Below are 17,373 nucleotides of genomic sequence, written 5' to 3'. Positions count from 1 at the left end.
ACGCGCGATGAGCGACAATCCCTTCGCCGAGCCGAATGACAGCGACCGCACGGTGGTGCGCGGACCGGGCGGTGCGCCGCCGCCGCGCCCGGCAGCGCCGCCGCCGCAACAGGGCTTCGGCGCACCGCCCGGCGGCTATGCACCGTCCGGTCCGGTCGGCGGCATGGGCGGGCTGCCAGGGGCGTCCGGCCCTGCCGGTTCCCGTGCCGAAGCGGCGCCACGACTGGCCGGTGAAGCCGAGGCGGTGCCGAAGGTCGGTGTCGGCCCGCTCGCCGCCGCGGCACAGCCGCTGCTGGACCTGATGGGTCGCCTCGCCAATGCCGGCATGACGGCGCCGCCGCAGGGCGAGGAGCTGCGCGAACGCGCCCTGCGCGCCTTCCGCCAGTTTGAGATCGACGCCGCTGCCGCCAACGTGCCTGCCGAGCAGGTGCGCGCGGCGCACTACATCCTCTGCGCCAGCCTCGACGACGTGGTGCTGTCCTACAACTGGGGGCAGGGCAGCATCTGGTCGGTGCAGTCGCTCGTCGCGACCTTCCATCAGGAAGTGAAGTCGGGCGACCGCTTTTTCGACGTGCTAGCCGGCATGCAGAAGGACCCGGGGCGCTGGCGCGATGCGCTCGAGGTCGCCTATCTCTGCCTCTCGCTCGGCTTCCAGGGGCGCTACCGGCTGTCGCCGCGCGGCGCTTCGGAACTCGACCATATCCGCACCGGGCTCTACCAGCTGCTGACGCAGGTGCGGCCGCCCTGGGAACGCGAACTCTCACCGCATTGGCGGGGCGCGGATGCGCCGCATCGCGGGCCGCGCCGCGGCATCCCGGCCTGGGTTGCCGCCTGCGTCGCGGTCTTCGCGCTCGGCATGGGCTATGCGTGGCTGGCCAATGCGATGAACGAGGGTTCGGACGGGCTGTATGAGCGCATGGCCGCGCTGCCGCCGGGCCGGGTGCCGGATATCGAGCGCACCGCGCCGCCGGTGCCGCCCGCGCCGCCGCCGCCGCCGCCGCGCAACGTGCCGCCGCCGCCGCCTGATTTCCTCGCGACGCTGCGCTCCTTCCTCAAGCCCGAGATCGACCGCGGACTGCTGACGGTGTTCGGCGACGGGCGCTCGGTGACCGTTCGCATCAAGGGGCGCGGCATGTTCGCCTCGGGCTCGGCGACCGTTGATCCGCAGTTCGTGCCGATGCTCCAGCGAATCGGGGAGGGACTGCGCACCGAGTCGGGGCGCGTGATGGTGATCGGCCATTCCGACAACCAACCGATCCGCACGGTGCGCTTCCCGTCGAACTTCCATCTCTCGCAAGCGCGCGCGGAGGCGGCCTCGGCCATCATCTCCGCGGCGACCGGCGATACCGGCCGCTTCACCGTTGAAGGGCGCGCCGACGCCGAACCGATTGCCGACAACAGGACAGCCGACGGCCGGGAGGAAAACCGGCGCATCGAGGTCGTCCTGCTCAGGGGTACGAACTGACCATGGAACTCCTGACAGTCTTTCAGCCGTTCCTGAAGGGGCGCGCGATCGCGGCGATGGTCGCGGTCATGCTGCTGCTGCCGATCATCTACCTGTTCGGCCCGATGATCGACATCGGCGGCTTCCGGCCGCTCGAAAGCGACATCAACCGCATGATCGTCTGTGCGGTCCTGTTCCTGCTGACGCTGGTCATCATCTGGGTCGTCGAGCGCCGGAAGTCGCGCCGCGACCTGCTGCTCGTCGCCGGCATCGCTGCACCCGATCCCTCCGCCGACCGCGCCGCCGAGGAAGAGGGCGAGATGCGCGATCGGCTGACCGCCGCGCTCGACCGCCTGAAATCCGCCTCCGGCAAGAAGGGCGGCTTCCTCTACGACCAGCCCTGGTATGTCATCATCGGCCCGCCAGGTTCGGGCAAGACGACGGCGCTGGCGAATTCCGGGCTCGACTTCCCGCTGTCCGATGGCGGCAAGCTGCAGGGCGTCGGCGGCACGCGCTTCTGCGAATGGTGGCTGACCGACACCGCCGTGCTGATCGACACGGCTGGCCGCTACACGACGCAGGATTCCGACGCCGCGGCCGACAAGGCCGGCTGGGAACGCTTCCTCGACCTGCTGAAGAAGAATCGGCCGCGCCTGCCGTTGAACGGCGTGCTCGTCACCTTCGGCGTGGACATGATCTCCCGCCTCGGCCCGGCCGAGCGCGAGCAGCACGCCCGCACCGTGCGCCGCCGCATCAAGGAACTGGAGGACAAGCTCGGCCAGCGCCTGCCGGTCTACTTCATGATTAGCAAGACCGACCTGCTGGCCGGCTTCATGGAGTTCTTCGACGACCTGGACAAGACGGCCCGCGAGCAGGTGTGGGGCTTCACCTTCCCCGTCGAGGGCGGCGGCGAGGCCGGTCATGCGGCGAAGTTCGCCGAGGAGTTCCAACTCCTGATGAACCGCCTGCAGGACCGCACGCTGGAGCGGCTGCAGAATGAGCGCGGGCCGCAGCAGCGCGCGGCGCTGGAGGGCTTCCCGTCGCAGTTCGCCTCGCTGGAGGCGCCGCTCGGCGCCTTCGTGGCGGCTGCCTTCGGCGGCACGCGGCTCGATCCCGCGCCGATGCTGCGGGGTGTGTACTTCACCTCCGGCACGCAGGAAGGCAGCCCGCTGGACCGGTTGGCCGGCGCGATGTCGCGCTCCTTCGGCTTCGACCCGCGCCGTCCGGCCGCGGTCATGCAGCAGAAGGGCCGCGCCTACTTCATCACGAAGCTGCTCAAGGACGTCGTGTTCAACGAGGCGCGGCTCGCTTCCAACGACCGCAAGGCGGACAAGCGTCGGCGCATTGTTGCCGCCACCGCCTGGTCGCTCGCGGCGCTGGTGGTCGCGGGGGGCGGCTTCTACGGCTACAGCGCCTGGAGCGCCGAGCAGGCGCGGGCGCAGCGCCTGGCCGGGCAGATCGGCAAGGCCGAGCAGGCAGCCCAGGGCGTTCCCTTCGACGTCGTCACGGATGCCGAGTTCCGCCGTGTCCTGCCGTATCTGGACGCGGCCCGCGACCTGCCGCCCGCCGCCAGCGGCGATGGCCCGGCCTTCGGGCTCGACCAGGGCGACAAGCTGGAAGCTGGTGCGAACGCCGCCTATCGCCGCGCGCTCGACCGGTCCTTCCTGCCGCGGCTGCTGGCGCGGATGGAACTGGTGATGCGCGGCGCCTTCCAACGGCCGGACGAACTATACGACGTCACCCGCGCCTATCTGATGCTGGGCCAGGAAGGTCCGCTCGACATCGAGACGGTGAAGAACTGGTTCGCGCGCGACTGGCTGCGCGCGTTTCCCGGCGCGGTGAACCAGCCGATCCGCGATGCGCTGATGGCGCATCTGGATGCGACGCTGGCGCGCAACTTCCAGCGCTATCCGGTGGATGGCGCCCTGGTGGATCAGGCGCGGCGCGTCTTCTCCCGCCTGCCGCTGGCGCAGCGCGTCTTCTCCCGCCTGCAGAACGTCGCGGCGACCGCCGCGCAGAACATCCAGCCCTGGCGGCCGGCCGATGCGCTGGGCCAGGCGGGGCAGCGGTACTTCGTGCGCGCCTCCGGCCAGCCGCTGACCGAGGGCATCGCGGGCCTCTACACCGTCGACGGGCTGTATCGCGGGTTGCTGCCGGTGCTCGGCGACGCGGTGCGGCAGGGTGTTGCCGAATACTGGGTGCTCGGGCCCGAGGGCGCCGATCTCGGCACGGACGATCCGGTTCAGCTCGAGCAGGCGGTGCTGAGGCTCTATGCCGAGGAGTATGTGAAGCAGTGGCAGGCGATGCTCGAGGACCTGAACCTCGTGCCGCTGCCGCCGGCCCTTGCCCAGCAGGCGGAGGCGCTGAACATCCTTGGCGCGCCCAACTCACCCATCAAGGACCTACTGCGCGCCATCGCACGGCAGGTGAATGTCGGCACGCCGCCGCAGGGCTGGACGCGCCCCGGCGCGCAGCCGCGTCAGGCGCCGGCGGCGGGCCAGCCTGCCCAGCCGCCGGAGCCGACCGGTGCAGAGCCCGTCGCCGAGGTGGTGGAGCCGCGCTTCGAGGCGATCCGCACCGCCGCCGGCCAGCCGCTGGATGACGTGCTGAAGATCGTCAACGACCTGTTCGTGCAGGTGCAGCGGCTGGCGACGACGCCGCCGGGAACGCTGCCACCGCCATCCGTGGGCCTCGATCCGGGCCAGCGGCTGCAAGCGGAAGCGGTGCGCCAGCCCCAGCCGCTGCAGCGCTGGCTGATGGGGATGGTGACGGCCTCCGCCGCCGCGCGCGGCGGTGGAGCGAAGGCGGCGCTCGCAGCGGCGGGCGCGCAGCAGATCGCGCCGTTCTGCCGCGGGCTCGAGCAGCGCTTCCCGTTCAACATCAACGGGCAGGACCTGCCGGTGGACGATTTCGTCCGGCTGTTCGGACCGGGCGGCGTGTTCGACCAGTTCTTCACGCAGAATGTCCGGCAATACGCGGATACCACCAGCCTTCCCTGGCGGCCGGTGGCGACTGATGGCCTGCCGCCGCCGATCTCCGCGGCCGACCTGATGCAGTTCCAGCGCGCACGCGCGATCCGCGAGGCCTTCTTCCCCGGCGTCGCCTCCATCGGCCTGCGCTTCGAGCTGGTGCCGCAGAGCATGGACCCCGGCATGATGATGGCGACGCTGGAGTTCGAGGGCGCAAAGACGGAGATCACGCGCAACGCATCCTTCCGGCCTATCCCGATGTCCTGGCCGGCGCGCGGCAACGTCACGCTGACCTTCGATCCACCGTCGATCGCCGGCCCGCTGGCCTATGATGGCGCGTGGTCGGCGCTGCGGCTGGTGATGCGGCGGGGTTCCACCCTGACGCGCGGGCCGTCGCCGGAGCGCCTGCGGCTTCGCGTCACGCAGGGCGACCGGGTGATCGACTTCGAGCTGCGCGCAGGCAGCACGCAGCATCCCTTCGGGCTGCGCGAGCTGACGGAGTTCAGATGCCCGACGCTCTCCCCCTGACGGGTCTGTTCGGCAAGGTGCCGGCGCATGGCGATTTCGTGCGCCGTGGCCTGCCGACCAGCTTCGTCGGGCCCTGGGATGCCTGGCTGCAGGACGGCATGGCGACCGCACGGGAACGGCTGGGCGATCGCTGGGCGGCGCAGTGGGATGGCGCACCGCCGTGGCGCTTCGCGCTGCCGGCCGGGGCGTGCGGGCCGGATGCCGTCGCGGGCGTGCTGCTGCCGAGCGAAGACATGGTCGGGCGGCGCTTCCCGATCACCCTGGCCGTGCTGCTGCCGTCTGGCGCGCCGGTACCGGCACCTAGTTGGTTCGCGGTGCTGGAGGTCGCGGCGCTGGCCGGACGCGCCGGGCAGGCGGATGCCGATGCCCTGGCGGCGGCAATCCCGCTGCCCGGGTCAGAACCGCCTGAGGCGATGCCAGCGCTGAACTGGATGCCCGCCGAGACGCCGGATGACGCGACGGGCGACGTGCTGGGTATGTTCGGCAGCGACTGGGCGCCGGCGGCCCGCCCCACGCATACGCTCGCGCCGGCCGAGCCTGCCGATGAGGCGCCGGACGTGCTCGGCGTCTTCAGCGAGGACCGGGCGCCGACCGTCCATGCGACGGCGCCGGAAGACGAGACGCGCCGGGCGAAGGATCTGTCCGGCCTCATGGGTGAGGACCCGGCGCCGCTAGGCCATGTGCCGACGCCGCCGTCCATGCCGGACCAAGCTCCCGTGCCCGCCGGTGGAGTGACGGCGGATGTCTTCGGCGCCGAGGCGCCGGCGGCACGGCCTGACGCGTCGGGCAGCCCGGCGCCGGCCGACGATGTCCTCGACTTCTTCAGCCGACCCACGGCGGCCGCGGGGGCCTTGCCGGCCGACTGGTCGCCATCGGCGACCGACAGCATCGACACGGCGCCGGAGCCGCCAACCATGGCGACGCCCGTCGCGCCGGAACCGTCGTCGATGGACGGCACGCTCGCCTTCCTGCTTGGGGAGGCGACGCCTGCGGGCGCGGCGCCGCAGCCCGTGGGCGAGCATGACGACCCGCTATCGGTGCTGATGGCTGCGGGTGGTTCCGAGGCGCACGCCGCGCCTGAAGGCCATGCGCCGGCTTCGCCGCCCTACGCCTCGATCCCTGCGGCGTTCGATCCGCTGCCGGCCGCCGCACCGCAGCTTCTGCCACCCGCCGCCGCCCCCGAGCCGCCGCCCGGCGGCGGATGGTGGACCGGGGGCGGCGGCCGCCTGCCGCCATCGGTCCGCGCGCAGCCCGCGCTGATCCCGGCGACCGCCTTTGCCAGCCTACTGGAAGCCGACGCATGACCTGGCGCCTTGCCTCCCTTGCCGCGACCCACCCCGGCGCGGTGCGCCCGCGCAACGAGGATGCGCTGATCGATCGATCGGACATCGGCCTTTGGGTCGTTGCCGACGGCGCCGGCGGGCATGGTGCGGGGGATGTCGCGTCCAACGCCATCGTCGCGGCGATGCAGAACGTGCCGCCCGGCCTCGCGGCGGCGGAACTGCTCGCGCAGGTGCGCCTGCGGCTCACTGAGGTGCATGAGGAACTGCAGGCCGAGGCGGCGCGGCGCGGGCCGGGGCGGATCCTGGCCTCGACAGTCGTCGTCATGCTGGCGCGGGGGGAACACTTCGCGATGCTCTGGGCCGGCGATTCGCGCGCCTACCTGCTGCGACAGGGCATGCTGTCTCGCGTCACCAAGGACCACAGCCTGGTGCAGGAACTCGTCGACCAGGGGGCGCTGCGGGAGGAGGAGGCGGAGAGCCATCCGCAGGCGAACGTCATCACCCGCGCGATCGGGGCGCAGGGTGAACTGGAACTCGACAAGGTCTCCGGCCGGATCGTCGAGGGCGACCGCTACCTGCTATGCACGGACGGTCTGTTCAAGACGATGGCGGAAGCTGAGATCGGCGCCATGCTGGCCGGCGGGGCGGACGTCCAGACGATCATCAACGAAGCGGTCAGCCGTGGCGCGCGCGACAACGTCAGCGCCATCAGCGTGGACTGCCTGGCGAACTGACGGCGGACCGGCGGTGCGATGCCGGCGCCGACTGCCGAGAAACGGGAACGGTCAGCGCCGGCGTAGCTGATCCAACCGGATCGCCGCCGGCGCCGTCGTGGTGGCGATCGTCAGGCGCCGACGTTCTGCGGCACGGCGTAGTGGACCATGTCCTGTGCGCCCGACAGCGTGTTGCCCACGTCCCGCACGCCGATCGTGATGGTGCGGTAGAGCATCTCGATGGATTCGACCGGATGCTCGCCGGACGATTCCTCGCCGATGCGCGCGATGCGCACGCCGCCGAATTCGATCGAGAAGAAGCAGATCGGCACACCGCTGCCGGTCCGCAGCCATTCGAGCTTCACGATGGGAAGCTCGGTGTTGGTGACCATGATGTTCCAGAGCTGCGCGGTCTGCGCATCGGCGATCCGCCGGGCGGTCGCGCTGCGAAGCTGCGGCGCCCAGATCCGCTGCGGCTGGCCCTGCCGGTTGGCCGTGGTGCGGAGCACCACGCGCGTTCCGCCCCAGTTGAAGCCGGCGAGCCCAAGCCAGCCGACGCGCTCGTGTACCTTGCTCTCGCCGGTGATGCCCGGCACCTTCATCAGTAGCGGCATGTCACCGTCTCCCTCGCCAGCCGTGTCACGCCATGCTCTTGATGTTGGCCGATGCGCGGCCGGCCGGCGTGCCCTGCGCGTCGTAGCCCCAGCTGATCACGTTCATGGCGCCGTAGCGGATGCCGAAGCGCTCGACGCTGCGGTCGTCGCCGCCGCTGTCGATCGAGAAATCCACGATGCCGCAGGAAAAGAGCTCGACGCGCATGTACTCGCGCGGCTCATGCGTGCCTGTGCGCAGGAAGGTGATGACGGCGTTGCTGTTGAAGCTGCCCACCAATGCGTCGCGAAACAGGCCGGTCGATGATGCGTCCGTCAGCTTGGTGATCTGGATCGGCGTCGTGTCGCCAGCCCCCTCGACCTGCTGTGAGAAGCGCGTGCCGTAGTTCGACGTGCCGGCGAAGGAACACCCGGTCAGCTTCATCCAGCCGCCGCTCGCCGGGGCCTTGTTGACCTTCCCGGGAACCTCGGCCTCGCCGCGGACGGAGCCGAAGCAGAGATAGATGGTGGCGGAGCTGCCGGACTGGCTCATCGCGCTTAATCCCGTCCTGGTGGTCCTTCATGGTCATGCCGTCCGGATCTCTCCGGACGGCATGCCCAATCGTCTGGTCCGGCGCCGGGCGATGCCGCTGCCGGGGATGTCACGCCGCCGAAGCGGCGCGGCATCACTTCGTCATCGAGGTCAGCTTCCAGGTCGTGGAGCTCGGGCTGCCGGTCAGGTCGTCGCCGATCGGGTTGTACTTCACTTCGATCTCGCCGAAGTTCATGTGCACCGTCTCACCGGGGCGGCTGTCCACGCCCGAACCGCCGGCCGCCTTGAAGGACAGGCCGGACACGCCGGTGTTCTTCAGGTACACGCCGAGGAATTCCTGCGGGTCGCCGGCGCCGGTGCGCACGAAGGACAGCTTCACGTCGTTGTTCAGCTTACCGAAGCAGGCCTGCTCGAACAGCTTGATGGTCGTGCCGTCGGTCGACTTCTTCACCACGACCTCGGACATGTTCACGACCGAACCCTCGCGGACCGAGTTCACGCCGGAGGTGATCCGACGGCCCAGGCCGAACTCGAACGAGGTCAGCTCAATGTACTTCTCGAAACCCTTGATCTTCGATTCGCCAGGAACGCCCTGGTACTGCATCAGAATCGGCATCTGCGTTTTCCCTTTACCACCTACCCCCGGAAGGCGACCCGATGTCGCCCCCTGACACGAAGAATACTAACTCAACCGACCTCGTATCGGAACGAGCCATCGTCGTTCAACGCAACCTTCACCTGAAGGATTTCATGACCGTCGGCGAGGCGCGCAAGGATGCGCGCGGAGAGTTCCGGCAGCACCGTGCGGCTGAGGATGTTGTCGATGTTGCGGGCGCCCGAGGAGACTTCCTTGCAGCGCTCGACGATCGCGTCGATGACGTCGTCGTCCACCTGCAGCGGCACGTTGTACGCCTCCTTGAGGCGACGCCCGATGCTGCGCAGCTTGAGCCCCGCGATCTTCTTCAGGATCTCGGGCGCGAGCGGGTAGTAGATGACGACGTTGGTGCGGCCGAGGAAGGCCGGCTTGAACGACTTCAGCAGGTCCGGCATCAGCGCGTCGCGCAGCTGCTCGGGCTCCGGCGCCATCTCGGGGTCGGCGCAGAGCTTGTCGATGGTGTCCGTGCCCGCGTTCGACGTCATGATGATGACGGTGTTGCGGAAGTCGATGTCGCGGCCTTCGCCGTCCTTCATGGCGCCCTTGTCGAACACCTGGAAGAAGACGTCCTGCACGCCGGGATGCGCCTTCTCCATCTCATCCAGCAGCACGACGGAGTAGGGGCGGCGACGCACCGCCTCCGTCAGAACGCCGCCTTCGCCGTAGCCGACATAGCCCGGCGGCGAGCCCATCAGGAGGGAGACCTTATGCTCCTCCTTGAACTCGGACATGTTGATGGTCGTCATGTTCTGCTCGCCGCCATAGAGCAGGTCGGCGACCGCGAGCGCCGTCTCCGTCTTGCCGACGCCGGAGGTGCCGGCCATCAGGAAGACGCCGATGGGCTTGCGCGGATCGGTCAGGCCGGCGCGCGAGGTGCGGATCGCCTGGGCGATCGCGTCCAGCGCGTGGTCCTGGCCGACCACGCGCTCCATCAGATGGTCCTTGAGCTTGAGGACGGTGTGGATCTCGTCCGAGACCATCCGCCCGACCGGGATGCCGGTCCAGGTGCCGACGACGTCGGCGACCGCCTGGCCGTCCACCACCGGGAACACCAGCGGCTCCTCGCCCTGCAGCTTGCGCAGCGCGTCGGCCGCCTCGCCGAGTTCCTTCTTCAGCGCCTCGGTATCCGCGGGTGCGGCGGTCTCGCCGTTCGCGCCCGGCATCGGCACTGCGGCCGTCTCGATCTGGTGGCGGAGGTCGCGCATCTTCGCGACGAGCGCCTTCTCCTCCTCCCAGCGGTTCATCACCTCCTCGAGCTCGGCGGAGACCTTGGCGTGCTCCTGCTCGAGCGCTTCGCGCCGCGTATTGTGGTCGGCGCCGGTCGCTTCCTCGCGCTTGATCGAGCCGAGTTCGGTGTCGATCAGCGACAGGCGGCGCTGGCGGTCCTCGACCGGGGCGGGGATCGCCGCCTGGGACATGCCGACGCGGGCGCAGGCGGTGTCGATCAGCGACACGCCCTTGTCCGGTAGCTGGCGCGCCGGGATGTAGCGGGCCGACAGCTTGACCGCCTGGGTGATCGCCTCATCCAGGATGCGCACGCCGTGGTGCTTCTCCAGCGTCGCGACCAGGCCGCGGAGCATGGCGGCGGCCAGTGCCTCGGACGGCTCCTCGACCTTCACCACCTGGAAGCGGCGGGTCAGGGCGGCGTCCTTCTCGAAGTACTTCTTGTATTCGGCCCAGGTCGTGGCGGCGATGCAGCGCATCTCGCCGCGGGCGAGGGCCGGCTTCAGCAGGTTCGCCGCGTCGTTCTGGCCGGCGGCGCCACCGGCGCCGATCAGCGTGTGGGCTTCGTCGATGAACATCACGATCGGCGTCGGGGAGGACTTCACCGCGTCGATGACGCCCTTCAGGCGGTTCTCGAACTCGCCCTTCACGCCGGCGCCCGCCTGCAGGAGGCCCATGTCGAGCGAGTAGAGCTTCACGCCCTTCAGCGCGTCCGGCACGTCGCCGGCCGCGATGCGCAGCGCGAGACCCTCGACGACGGCCGTCTTGCCGACGCCGGCCTCGCCGGTGAGGATCGGGTTGTTCTGCCGGCGGCGGGTGAGGATATCCACCATCTGGCGGATCTCCCCGTCGCGGCCGAGGATCGGGTCGATCTTGCCGGCCTTCGCCTGCGCCACGAGCTCGGTGCAGAACTGGTCGAGCGGGCCGCCCGATCGCGGCGCATCGCCGGACGGCGCGGCGCCGCCATCGGGGCTCGCGGCCGCATCGGCACCGGCCTCGGCGGATTCCTCGCTGCCCTCGGCCATCTCACCGAGGTTCCGCCGCACCGCATCGGCCGGCAGGTTCAGCAGGGACGGCGCGCTGTCCTTCACCGTGCGGCCGAGCGACTCGTCGTTCAGCAGGGCGGCGAGCAGGTGGCCGGAGCGGATCTTCGGCGCGCCGCTCTCGAGGCTCGTCAGCAGCCACGCCTCGCGCAGCCAGGTGACGATGTCGGGGGAGAGGGAGGGGGCGCGCGCGTTGCCCGTCTTGAACTTGTCGAGGGCGCGGGTGATCTCGTTCGCCACGCGGCCGGCATCGACGCCACCCTTGCGCAGCACGGCCGCGACGTCGGACCCGCCGGTCTCGACCAGCTTGAGCAGCACGTGCTCGATCTCGACATTGTAGTGGGTGCGCGACAGGGTCAGCCCTGCCGCCGCTTCCAGTTGCCGACGCGTGAGCGCGTTCATGCGCCCGACGAGGGATTTCAGGTCGATCGCCACCATGCCGGACGTGCCTCACTTGGACAGAAAAAAGCGGACCAGGCGCGGTCCGCGGACCGGGACGGTAAGGGGGCATGCGAAACGAGTCCAGCGTGCTAGCGTGCGGCCACGGAGCCCCGGTACCTATGTGTAAGGGGCGTCACACAGGGGTTTCCGATGGGTGAAGGTGTGCTCGACATCGAGGCGCTGCTCGCGCCGCTCGCCGATGGCGACGGGGCCGGCGAGGATCTGCGCCCGGACTACTCGCCGACGTCGCTGTACCAGCAGGTCCGCACGCAGCGGAACGACGCCCGCGCGGGTGAGCGCGCGATCGACGGCGGGGATCCGGAGGCCAACCCGGCCGCCATCTCCATGGCCTGGCGGGATGTGAAGAAGCTCGGCACCCAGGCGATCCGCACGAAGTCCAAGGACTTCGAGATCGCCAGCTGGATGGCCGAGGCGCTGATTCGCGAGGACGGCCTGCCGGGCCTGATCGACGCGGCCGAGCTGATCGCCGGCCTGTGCAACCAGTATTGGGAGAACGGCTTCCCGGGCATCGAGACCCCGGAGGACCTGGAGGACCGCGCCGCCCCGATCGGCGGGCTGTCGGGCGAAGGTGCGGACGGCACGCTGATGGCCTCTATCCGCCGCTACCCGCTGTTCCAGCGCGGCGACGGTTCGGACGGCGACCTGTTCACCTGGCAGCGCGCCGAGGAGACGGCGGCGATCGGCGACGCGGAGCGGCGACAGGCGCGCATCGACGCGGGCGTGCCCGATTTCAACATCCTGCAGAACGAGGCGCGCGCCTCCCTGCCGTCGCTGCGTGCGGCGGGGCAGGAGGCGCGGAAGGCGCTCGCGGCCTGGGCGGCGATGGATGAGGCGCTGACCGCGCGCTTCGGCAGCATTGCTCCCTCGACGCGCAGGGTGAGTGAAGCGTTGCAGGCGATCATCGAGCTTGAGACCCGCATCGCCGGCGCGCCCGTGTCGGAGGAGACGGCCGGCGGAGAGGAGCCCGCGGCGGAAGGCGGTGGCGGCGGAGTGGCGGTGGCATCGGCCGGCGGCGGCGGCGGTGGCGGCCCGAAGCCGCTGCGCACGCGGGAGGACGCGATCCGCCAGATCGAGGAGATCGCCGAGTTCTTCCGCAAGACCGAGCCGCACTCGCCGCTGGCCTTCACGCTGGACGACGCTGCGCGCCGGGCGCGCCTGCCGCTCACGGAATTGCTCACGGAGGTGCTGCCCGACAGCTCCGCCCGCCGGGCGCTTCTGACCGCCCTCGGTATCCGGGTGCCGGATGAGTGGGGCTGACCATACCGGATGTGATGCGGATGCGTTGACCCGGATCATGCTGCCTGCGTAGTCTCCGCCACCGCAATCATGGGTCTCGGACCTCGCCCCTATTGGAGGAATGCTGATGAGCAGCGTGCATGACAAGCTCGCGCGGGTCCGGAAGCCGCGCGTCCACATCACTTACGAGGTGGAGACGGAAGGCGCGCAGATCGAGCGTGAGCTGCCCTTCGTGATGGGCATCATGGGCGATTTCGCCGGTGACCCGTCCGAGCCGCTGAAGCCGCTCGCCGAGCGCAAGTTCGTCCAGATCGACCGCGACAACTTCAATGACGTCATGGCCCGAATCCAGCCGGGCCTGAACATCAAGGTCGACAACACCCTGGCCGGCGACGGCAGCCAGATGGCCGTGAACCTGAAGTTCAACAGCCTGGATGATTTCGAGCCGACCCGCGTGGCCGAGCAGGTGCCGGCGCTGAAGGCGATGCTCGAGACCCGCGCCAAGCTGCGCGACCTGATGTCCAAGGTGGACCGCTCGGACGAGCTGGAAGGCCTGCTGGAGCAGGTGCTGCAGGACAAGGACAAGCTCGACAAGCTGTCCGCCGAGCTCGGCCTCGACAAGAAGGAAGGCTGATCCATGAGCCAGACCCAGTCGTCCCCCGCCGGCGCGACGACGACCACCACGGAAGAAGGCGGCCTTGGCCTCCTCGACCAGGTCATCGGCGCGACCAAGCAGACCGAGAAGGACCGGGCCCAGGACCTGATCAAGGCCCTGACCGAGGAAGCGCTGAAGGGCACCGTCACCTTCAGCCGCAACCTGCAGCAGACCTTCGACCGCGCGATCGCCGCGATCGACCAGAAGGTCAGCGAGCAGCTCAACCAGATCATGCACAATGAGCGGTTCAGCAAGCTCGAGGGCTCCTGGCGCGGCCTGCACTACCTGGTGCAGAACTCCGAGACCGGAACCTCGCTGAAGCTCCGCCTGCTGCAGATCAGCAAGCGCGAGCTGTCGCGCGACCTGCAGCGCGCGGTCGAGTTCGACCAGTCGCAGCTGTTCAAGAAGATCTACGAGAACGAGTTCGGCACCCCGGGCGGCGAGCCCTATGCCTCGCTGATCGGCGACTACGAGTGGACGTCCCACCCGGACGACGTCGAGACGCTGCGCCTGATGTCCTCGATCGCGGCCGCGTCCTTCGCGCCCTTCATCTCCGCGGCCTCCGCGCAGATGTTCGGCATGAACGACTACCGCGAGCTGTCGAAGCCGCGTGACCTCGCCAAGATCTTCGAGACGGCCGAGTACACCAAGTGGCGCGGCCTGCGCGACACCGAGGATGCGCGCTTCCTCAACCTGGTGATGCCGCGCACCATCGCCCGCCTTCCCTATGGCGCCGCCACCGTCCCGGTGGAGGAGTTCGCCTATGAGGAGGCGCCCTACGACGCCAACGGCAAGCCGAAGGCGATGGAGCACGAGCAGTACTGCTGGATGAACGCGGCCTACGTCATGGGCGCGCGCCTGACCGACGCCTTCGCCCAGCATGGCTTCTGCGTTGCCATCCGCGGCGCCGAGGGCGGCGGCAAGGTGTCGAACCTGCCGACCCACGTCTTCACCTCGGATGACGGCGACAGCGACACCAAGTGCCCGACCGAGATCGGCATCACCGACCGCCGCGAGGCGGAGCTCTCGGGCCTCGGCTTCCTGCCGCTCTGCCATTACAAGAACACCGACTACTCCGTGTTCTTCGGTGCGCAGTCCGTGCAGAAGCCGAAGAAGTACGACCGGCCGGAAGCGACCGCGAACGCGGCCATCTCCGCCCGTCTGCCGTACCTCATGGCAACCAGCCGCTTCGCCCACTTCCTGAAGGTGATGGCGCGCGACAAGATCGGCTCCTTCATGGAGTCGACCGATGTCGAGATCTGGCTGAACCGCTGGATCCAGAACTACGTCAACGCCAACGAGAATGCGGGCCAGGACCTGAAGGCCAAGTACCCGCTGCGCGAGGCGAAGGTCGAGGTGAAGGAAGTGCCGGGCAAGCCCGGCGTCTACAACGCCGTCGCCTTCCTGCGCCCGTGGCTGCAGATGGAGGAACTCTCGACCTCCATGCGCATGGTCGCGCGCATCCCGCAGAAGGCTTGACGCGACGGCAGGGCGGGAAGGGGAATGCGGCGTAGTGACACGGCCGCCCGATACCGACCCGCCCGTGCCGCTGCGCGCCCTGGTCCTGTCCGGAAACTTCCTGGGCAGGTCCGGCGCAAGCGGGGCTGAATCATTAGCGAACTTCGTCAGCGGCGGTTCGGCTGCCGCTGCCCTGCGGTCCTGGTTCGGGGACCGGCTCGACAACATCATCGACCATGACGGCACCAGGGCCGGACGCGCCGATGCGATGGCGCGGCTGGAGGAAGCCGTCGATCGCGACATCGCCTCTCTCGACCGGCTGATAGGCGCGCAACTCGACGCCGTGCTGCACGACGAGAGGCTGCGGCGGCTCGAGGGAAGCTGGCGGGCGCTCGCCTGGCTGACCGAACGCGTGCCCTTCGGCGCCCGCATCAAGGTCCGCGTCTTCACCGCACGCTGGGCGGAGATCTGCCGCGACTTCGAACGCGCCAGCGAGTTCGACCAATCCGCCCTGTTCAAGCAGGTCTACGAAAGCGAGTTCGGCACGCCGGGCGGCGAGCCCTTCGGCATGCTGCTGGCGGATTACGAGGTGCGCCACGCGCCCGGCCCCGGCAGCCCGACGGATGACGTCAACGGTCTGGATGGCCTGGCCGGCGTCGCCGCCGCCGCCTTCGCCCCGGCGGCGATCGCCGCCCACCCCGCGCTGCTCGGCTTCGATAGCTGGGCGGGGGTCAGCGCGGCGGCCGACCTGACCGATGTGCTGCGGGCGACCGACCGAACGCGCTGGCGCTCGCTGCAGGGGCGCGAGGACAGCCGCTTCCTGTCCGTCGTGCTGCCGCGCGCGCTGGGCCGCGCGCCCTGGCCCGACGACGCCACCCGCGCCGACCGCTTCCGGTATCGTGAATATGCGCCGGGACCGGAGGCGCGGGTCTGGATGAGCCCCGCCTATGGCCTCGCCGCTGCCGCGATCCGCGCCTTCGCCAAATCCTCCTGGCCCGCCGATGTACGCGGCGCGGCAATCGGTCACGAGGCGTCCGGCGGCGTGATCGAGGACATGCGGGCCGAGCATCTCTCGGGCGACCCGCGGTCCGGTACGCTGCGCCCGCCCGTGGAAGTCGCGCTGACCGACGAGCAGGAACGGCAGGCCGTCGAGGCCGGACTCATCCCTTTCATCGGGCTTGAACTGCTGCCCGAGGCGTCCTTCGCGGCGACGCCCTCCATCCACCGCCCGCCCCGCATGCAGGGAGAAACGGCGGCGGTGGCGAACGCCAACCAGCGTCTCTCGGCACAGTTCAACGCCATGCTCTGCGTCAGCCGCTTCGCCCATTGCGTGAAGCTGATGGGCCGCGACATGGTCGGGTCGTTCAAGACGGCGGACGACATCCAGTATCGGCTGCAGCACTGGCTGCAGGGCTTCACCAACATCTCCGCTGGCGGCGCCGGCGACGGTGGGGCGCGCTATCCCCTGCGCGATGCGCGGGTCGAGGTGTTCGAGAAGCCGGGGCAGCCCGGCGTCTTCGGCTGCACGGTGCTGTTGCAGCCGCATTACCAGTTGGACGAGGTGGGGGCGGCCTTCCGCCTCATGACGGATCTCCAGGCGGCGAGGCAAGCGGCATGACGACGGCAGGCGAAGCGTTCAAGGCAGGCGACATCGAAGGGGCGGTCGCTGCGGCGACGGCGGCAGTGAAGGCGGCACCGCGGGATGCGGGCGCGCGCTGGCTGCTGTCCGAGATGCTGCTCTTCGCCGGCGAGTACGAGCGTGCGGACCGCGCGCTGGACGCCGTGATCGAGGAGACCCCGTCGCCGACCGTGATGGAGTTCCGCCAGCTGCTGCGGGCCGAGGTGGTGCGCCGCCAGGTCTTCACCGAAGGCCGCGTGCCGAAGTTCCAGGGCGACGACCCGACCGAGGCACAGAAGGCGGCGGCGCAGGCGGTGACGCTGCTGCGCGCCGGCGACCATGCGGGCGCCGCGGCGTCAGGCGCCGAGGTCGAAGCCCAGCGCCCCCGCACGCCCGGCAAGATCGACGGGGTCGCCTTCGACGATCTGCGCGACGCGGATGACGTCCTCGCCGCCTTCATCGAGGTGCACACCTCGAACGGCGACTACATGTGGGTGCCGGTGGAACGCCTGGCCGCCCTGTCCTTCGATGAGCCGAAGCGGCCGCGCGACCTGTACTGGCGCCGCTGCAACATCGCGACCAAGGACGGGCAGGAGGGCGTGGTGTACATGCCCACCATCTATCCGTGGACGGTGAAGACCCTGCCGAACCCGCTGCGGCTCGGCCGGGGCACGGAATGGCAGGACGATGCTGGGCTGGTGCGCGGACTCGGCATGCGGGAATTCCTGATCGGCGAGGAGGCGAAGAGCCTCGCCGAACTGACCGAGGTGACGTTCGACTGATGGCGATGGCGGTACGCGGCGCATGGAGAGGGGCTCTGCCCCTCTCCAGACCTCACCCCGCCAAAGGCCGAAAGGCCTTTGGAAACCTCGACCATGGCGCTGGGTGCCTCGGCCGGGGAATGCGGGTGCGCACGCGCCGGACGCCGCGTGACGGGAGGGC

The 17,373-nt window shown here is 69.8% G+C and carries 13 protein-coding genes; 9 read left to right on the top strand and 4 right to left on the bottom strand.

Features of this window, described 5'->3' with window-relative positions:
* Positions 1 to 7 precede the first annotated feature (7 nt).
* The 4 genes from tssL to GXW78_RS11650 are packed head-to-tail and all read left to right on the top strand — an operon-like array spanning position 8 to position 6,958.
* A complete protein-coding gene (gene tssL / locus GXW78_RS11665) occupies positions 8 to 1,465 on the top strand; it encodes a type VI secretion system protein TssL, long form (protein ID WP_211868927.1) in 1,458 nt (485 codons plus the stop codon).
* Between the two features lie 2 nt (positions 1,466 to 1,467).
* Positions 1,468 to 4,941: a type VI secretion system membrane subunit TssM gene (gene tssM, locus GXW78_RS11660; protein WP_211868925.1), complete on the top strand. Its 3,474-nt coding sequence runs from the start codon at positions 1,468 to 1,470 to the stop codon at positions 4,939 to 4,941.
* Positions 4,920 to 6,245, top strand: coding sequence for a type VI secretion system-associated protein TagF (gene tagF, locus GXW78_RS11655; RefSeq protein WP_211868924.1), 1,326 nt, complete (start codon positions 4,920 to 4,922; stop codon positions 6,243 to 6,245). Before tssM ends, tagF begins: the two co-directional genes overlap by 22 nt.
* Positions 6,242 to 6,958, top strand: a complete 717-nt coding sequence (locus GXW78_RS11650; RefSeq protein WP_211868923.1) for a PP2C family protein-serine/threonine phosphatase — start codon at positions 6,242 to 6,244, stop codon at positions 6,956 to 6,958. Before tagF ends, GXW78_RS11650 begins: the two co-directional genes overlap by 4 nt.
* A gap of 110 nt (positions 6,959 to 7,068) precedes the next feature.
* On the opposite strand, the gene GXW78_RS11645 is transcribed toward GXW78_RS11650, so the two are convergent.
* From GXW78_RS11645 to tssH, 4 genes are all read right to left on the bottom strand, one after another.
* Positions 7,069 to 7,551, bottom strand: a complete 483-nt coding sequence (locus GXW78_RS11645) for a type VI secretion system tube protein Hcp (RefSeq protein WP_211868922.1) — start codon at positions 7,549 to 7,551, stop codon at positions 7,069 to 7,071.
* A gap of 25 nt (positions 7,552 to 7,576) precedes the next feature.
* Positions 7,577 to 8,080 carry a type VI secretion system tube protein Hcp gene (locus tag GXW78_RS11640; protein WP_211868921.1) on the bottom strand — a complete coding sequence of 168 codons (504 nt, stop codon included), beginning with the start codon at positions 8,078 to 8,080 and terminating at the stop codon, positions 7,577 to 7,579.
* Positions 8,081 to 8,213: 133 nt separating this feature from the next.
* On the bottom strand, positions 8,214 to 8,696 hold the full coding sequence (locus GXW78_RS11635) for an Hcp family type VI secretion system effector (protein ID WP_211868919.1): 483 nt from the start codon (positions 8,694 to 8,696) through the stop codon (positions 8,214 to 8,216).
* Between the two features lie 71 nt (positions 8,697 to 8,767).
* Entirely contained in the window at positions 8,768 to 11,440 is a 2,673-nt protein-coding gene (tssH, locus tag GXW78_RS11630; RefSeq protein WP_211868917.1) for a type VI secretion system ATPase TssH, read from the bottom strand.
* Between the two features lie 153 nt (positions 11,441 to 11,593).
* Between tssH and tssA the strand changes: the two genes are divergently transcribed.
* The 5 genes from tssA to GXW78_RS11605 all read left to right on the top strand — a co-directional run bounded on the left by tssA (position 11,594) and on the right by GXW78_RS11605 (position 17,213).
* Positions 11,594 to 12,721 (top strand): type VI secretion system protein TssA, encoded by a 1,128-nt coding sequence (gene tssA / locus GXW78_RS11625; RefSeq protein ID WP_211868915.1) that lies wholly within the window; start codon positions 11,594 to 11,596, stop codon positions 12,719 to 12,721.
* A 106-nt stretch (positions 12,722 to 12,827) separates the two neighbouring features.
* Positions 12,828 to 13,334, top strand: coding sequence for a type VI secretion system contractile sheath small subunit (gene tssB, locus GXW78_RS11620; protein ID WP_211868913.1), 507 nt, complete (start codon positions 12,828 to 12,830; stop codon positions 13,332 to 13,334).
* A 3-nt stretch (positions 13,335 to 13,337) separates the two neighbouring features.
* Complete coding sequence (tssC, locus tag GXW78_RS11615; RefSeq protein ID WP_211868911.1) at positions 13,338 to 14,834, top strand: type VI secretion system contractile sheath large subunit; 1,497 nt, start codon at positions 13,338 to 13,340, stop codon at positions 14,832 to 14,834.
* Positions 14,835 to 14,868: 34 nt separating this feature from the next.
* On the top strand, positions 14,869 to 16,431 hold the full coding sequence (gene tssC / locus GXW78_RS11610) for a type VI secretion system contractile sheath large subunit (protein WP_338147733.1): 1,563 nt from the start codon (positions 14,869 to 14,871) through the stop codon (positions 16,429 to 16,431).
* Entirely contained in the window at positions 16,428 to 17,213 is a 786-nt protein-coding gene (locus GXW78_RS11605) for a type VI secretion system accessory protein TagJ (RefSeq protein WP_211868909.1), read from the top strand. The genes tssC (GXW78_RS11610) and GXW78_RS11605 overlap by 4 nt, the downstream gene beginning before the upstream one ends.
* The last annotated feature ends 160 nt before the right edge of the window (positions 17,214 to 17,373 follow it).

The organism is Neoroseomonas terrae (assembly GCF_018129025.1).
GTDB lineage: Bacteria > Pseudomonadota > Alphaproteobacteria > Acetobacterales > Acetobacteraceae > Neoroseomonas > Neoroseomonas terrae.
The sequence above is the reverse complement of the archived record's forward strand: the minus strand, read 5'-3'. Positions and strand labels throughout refer to the sequence as shown.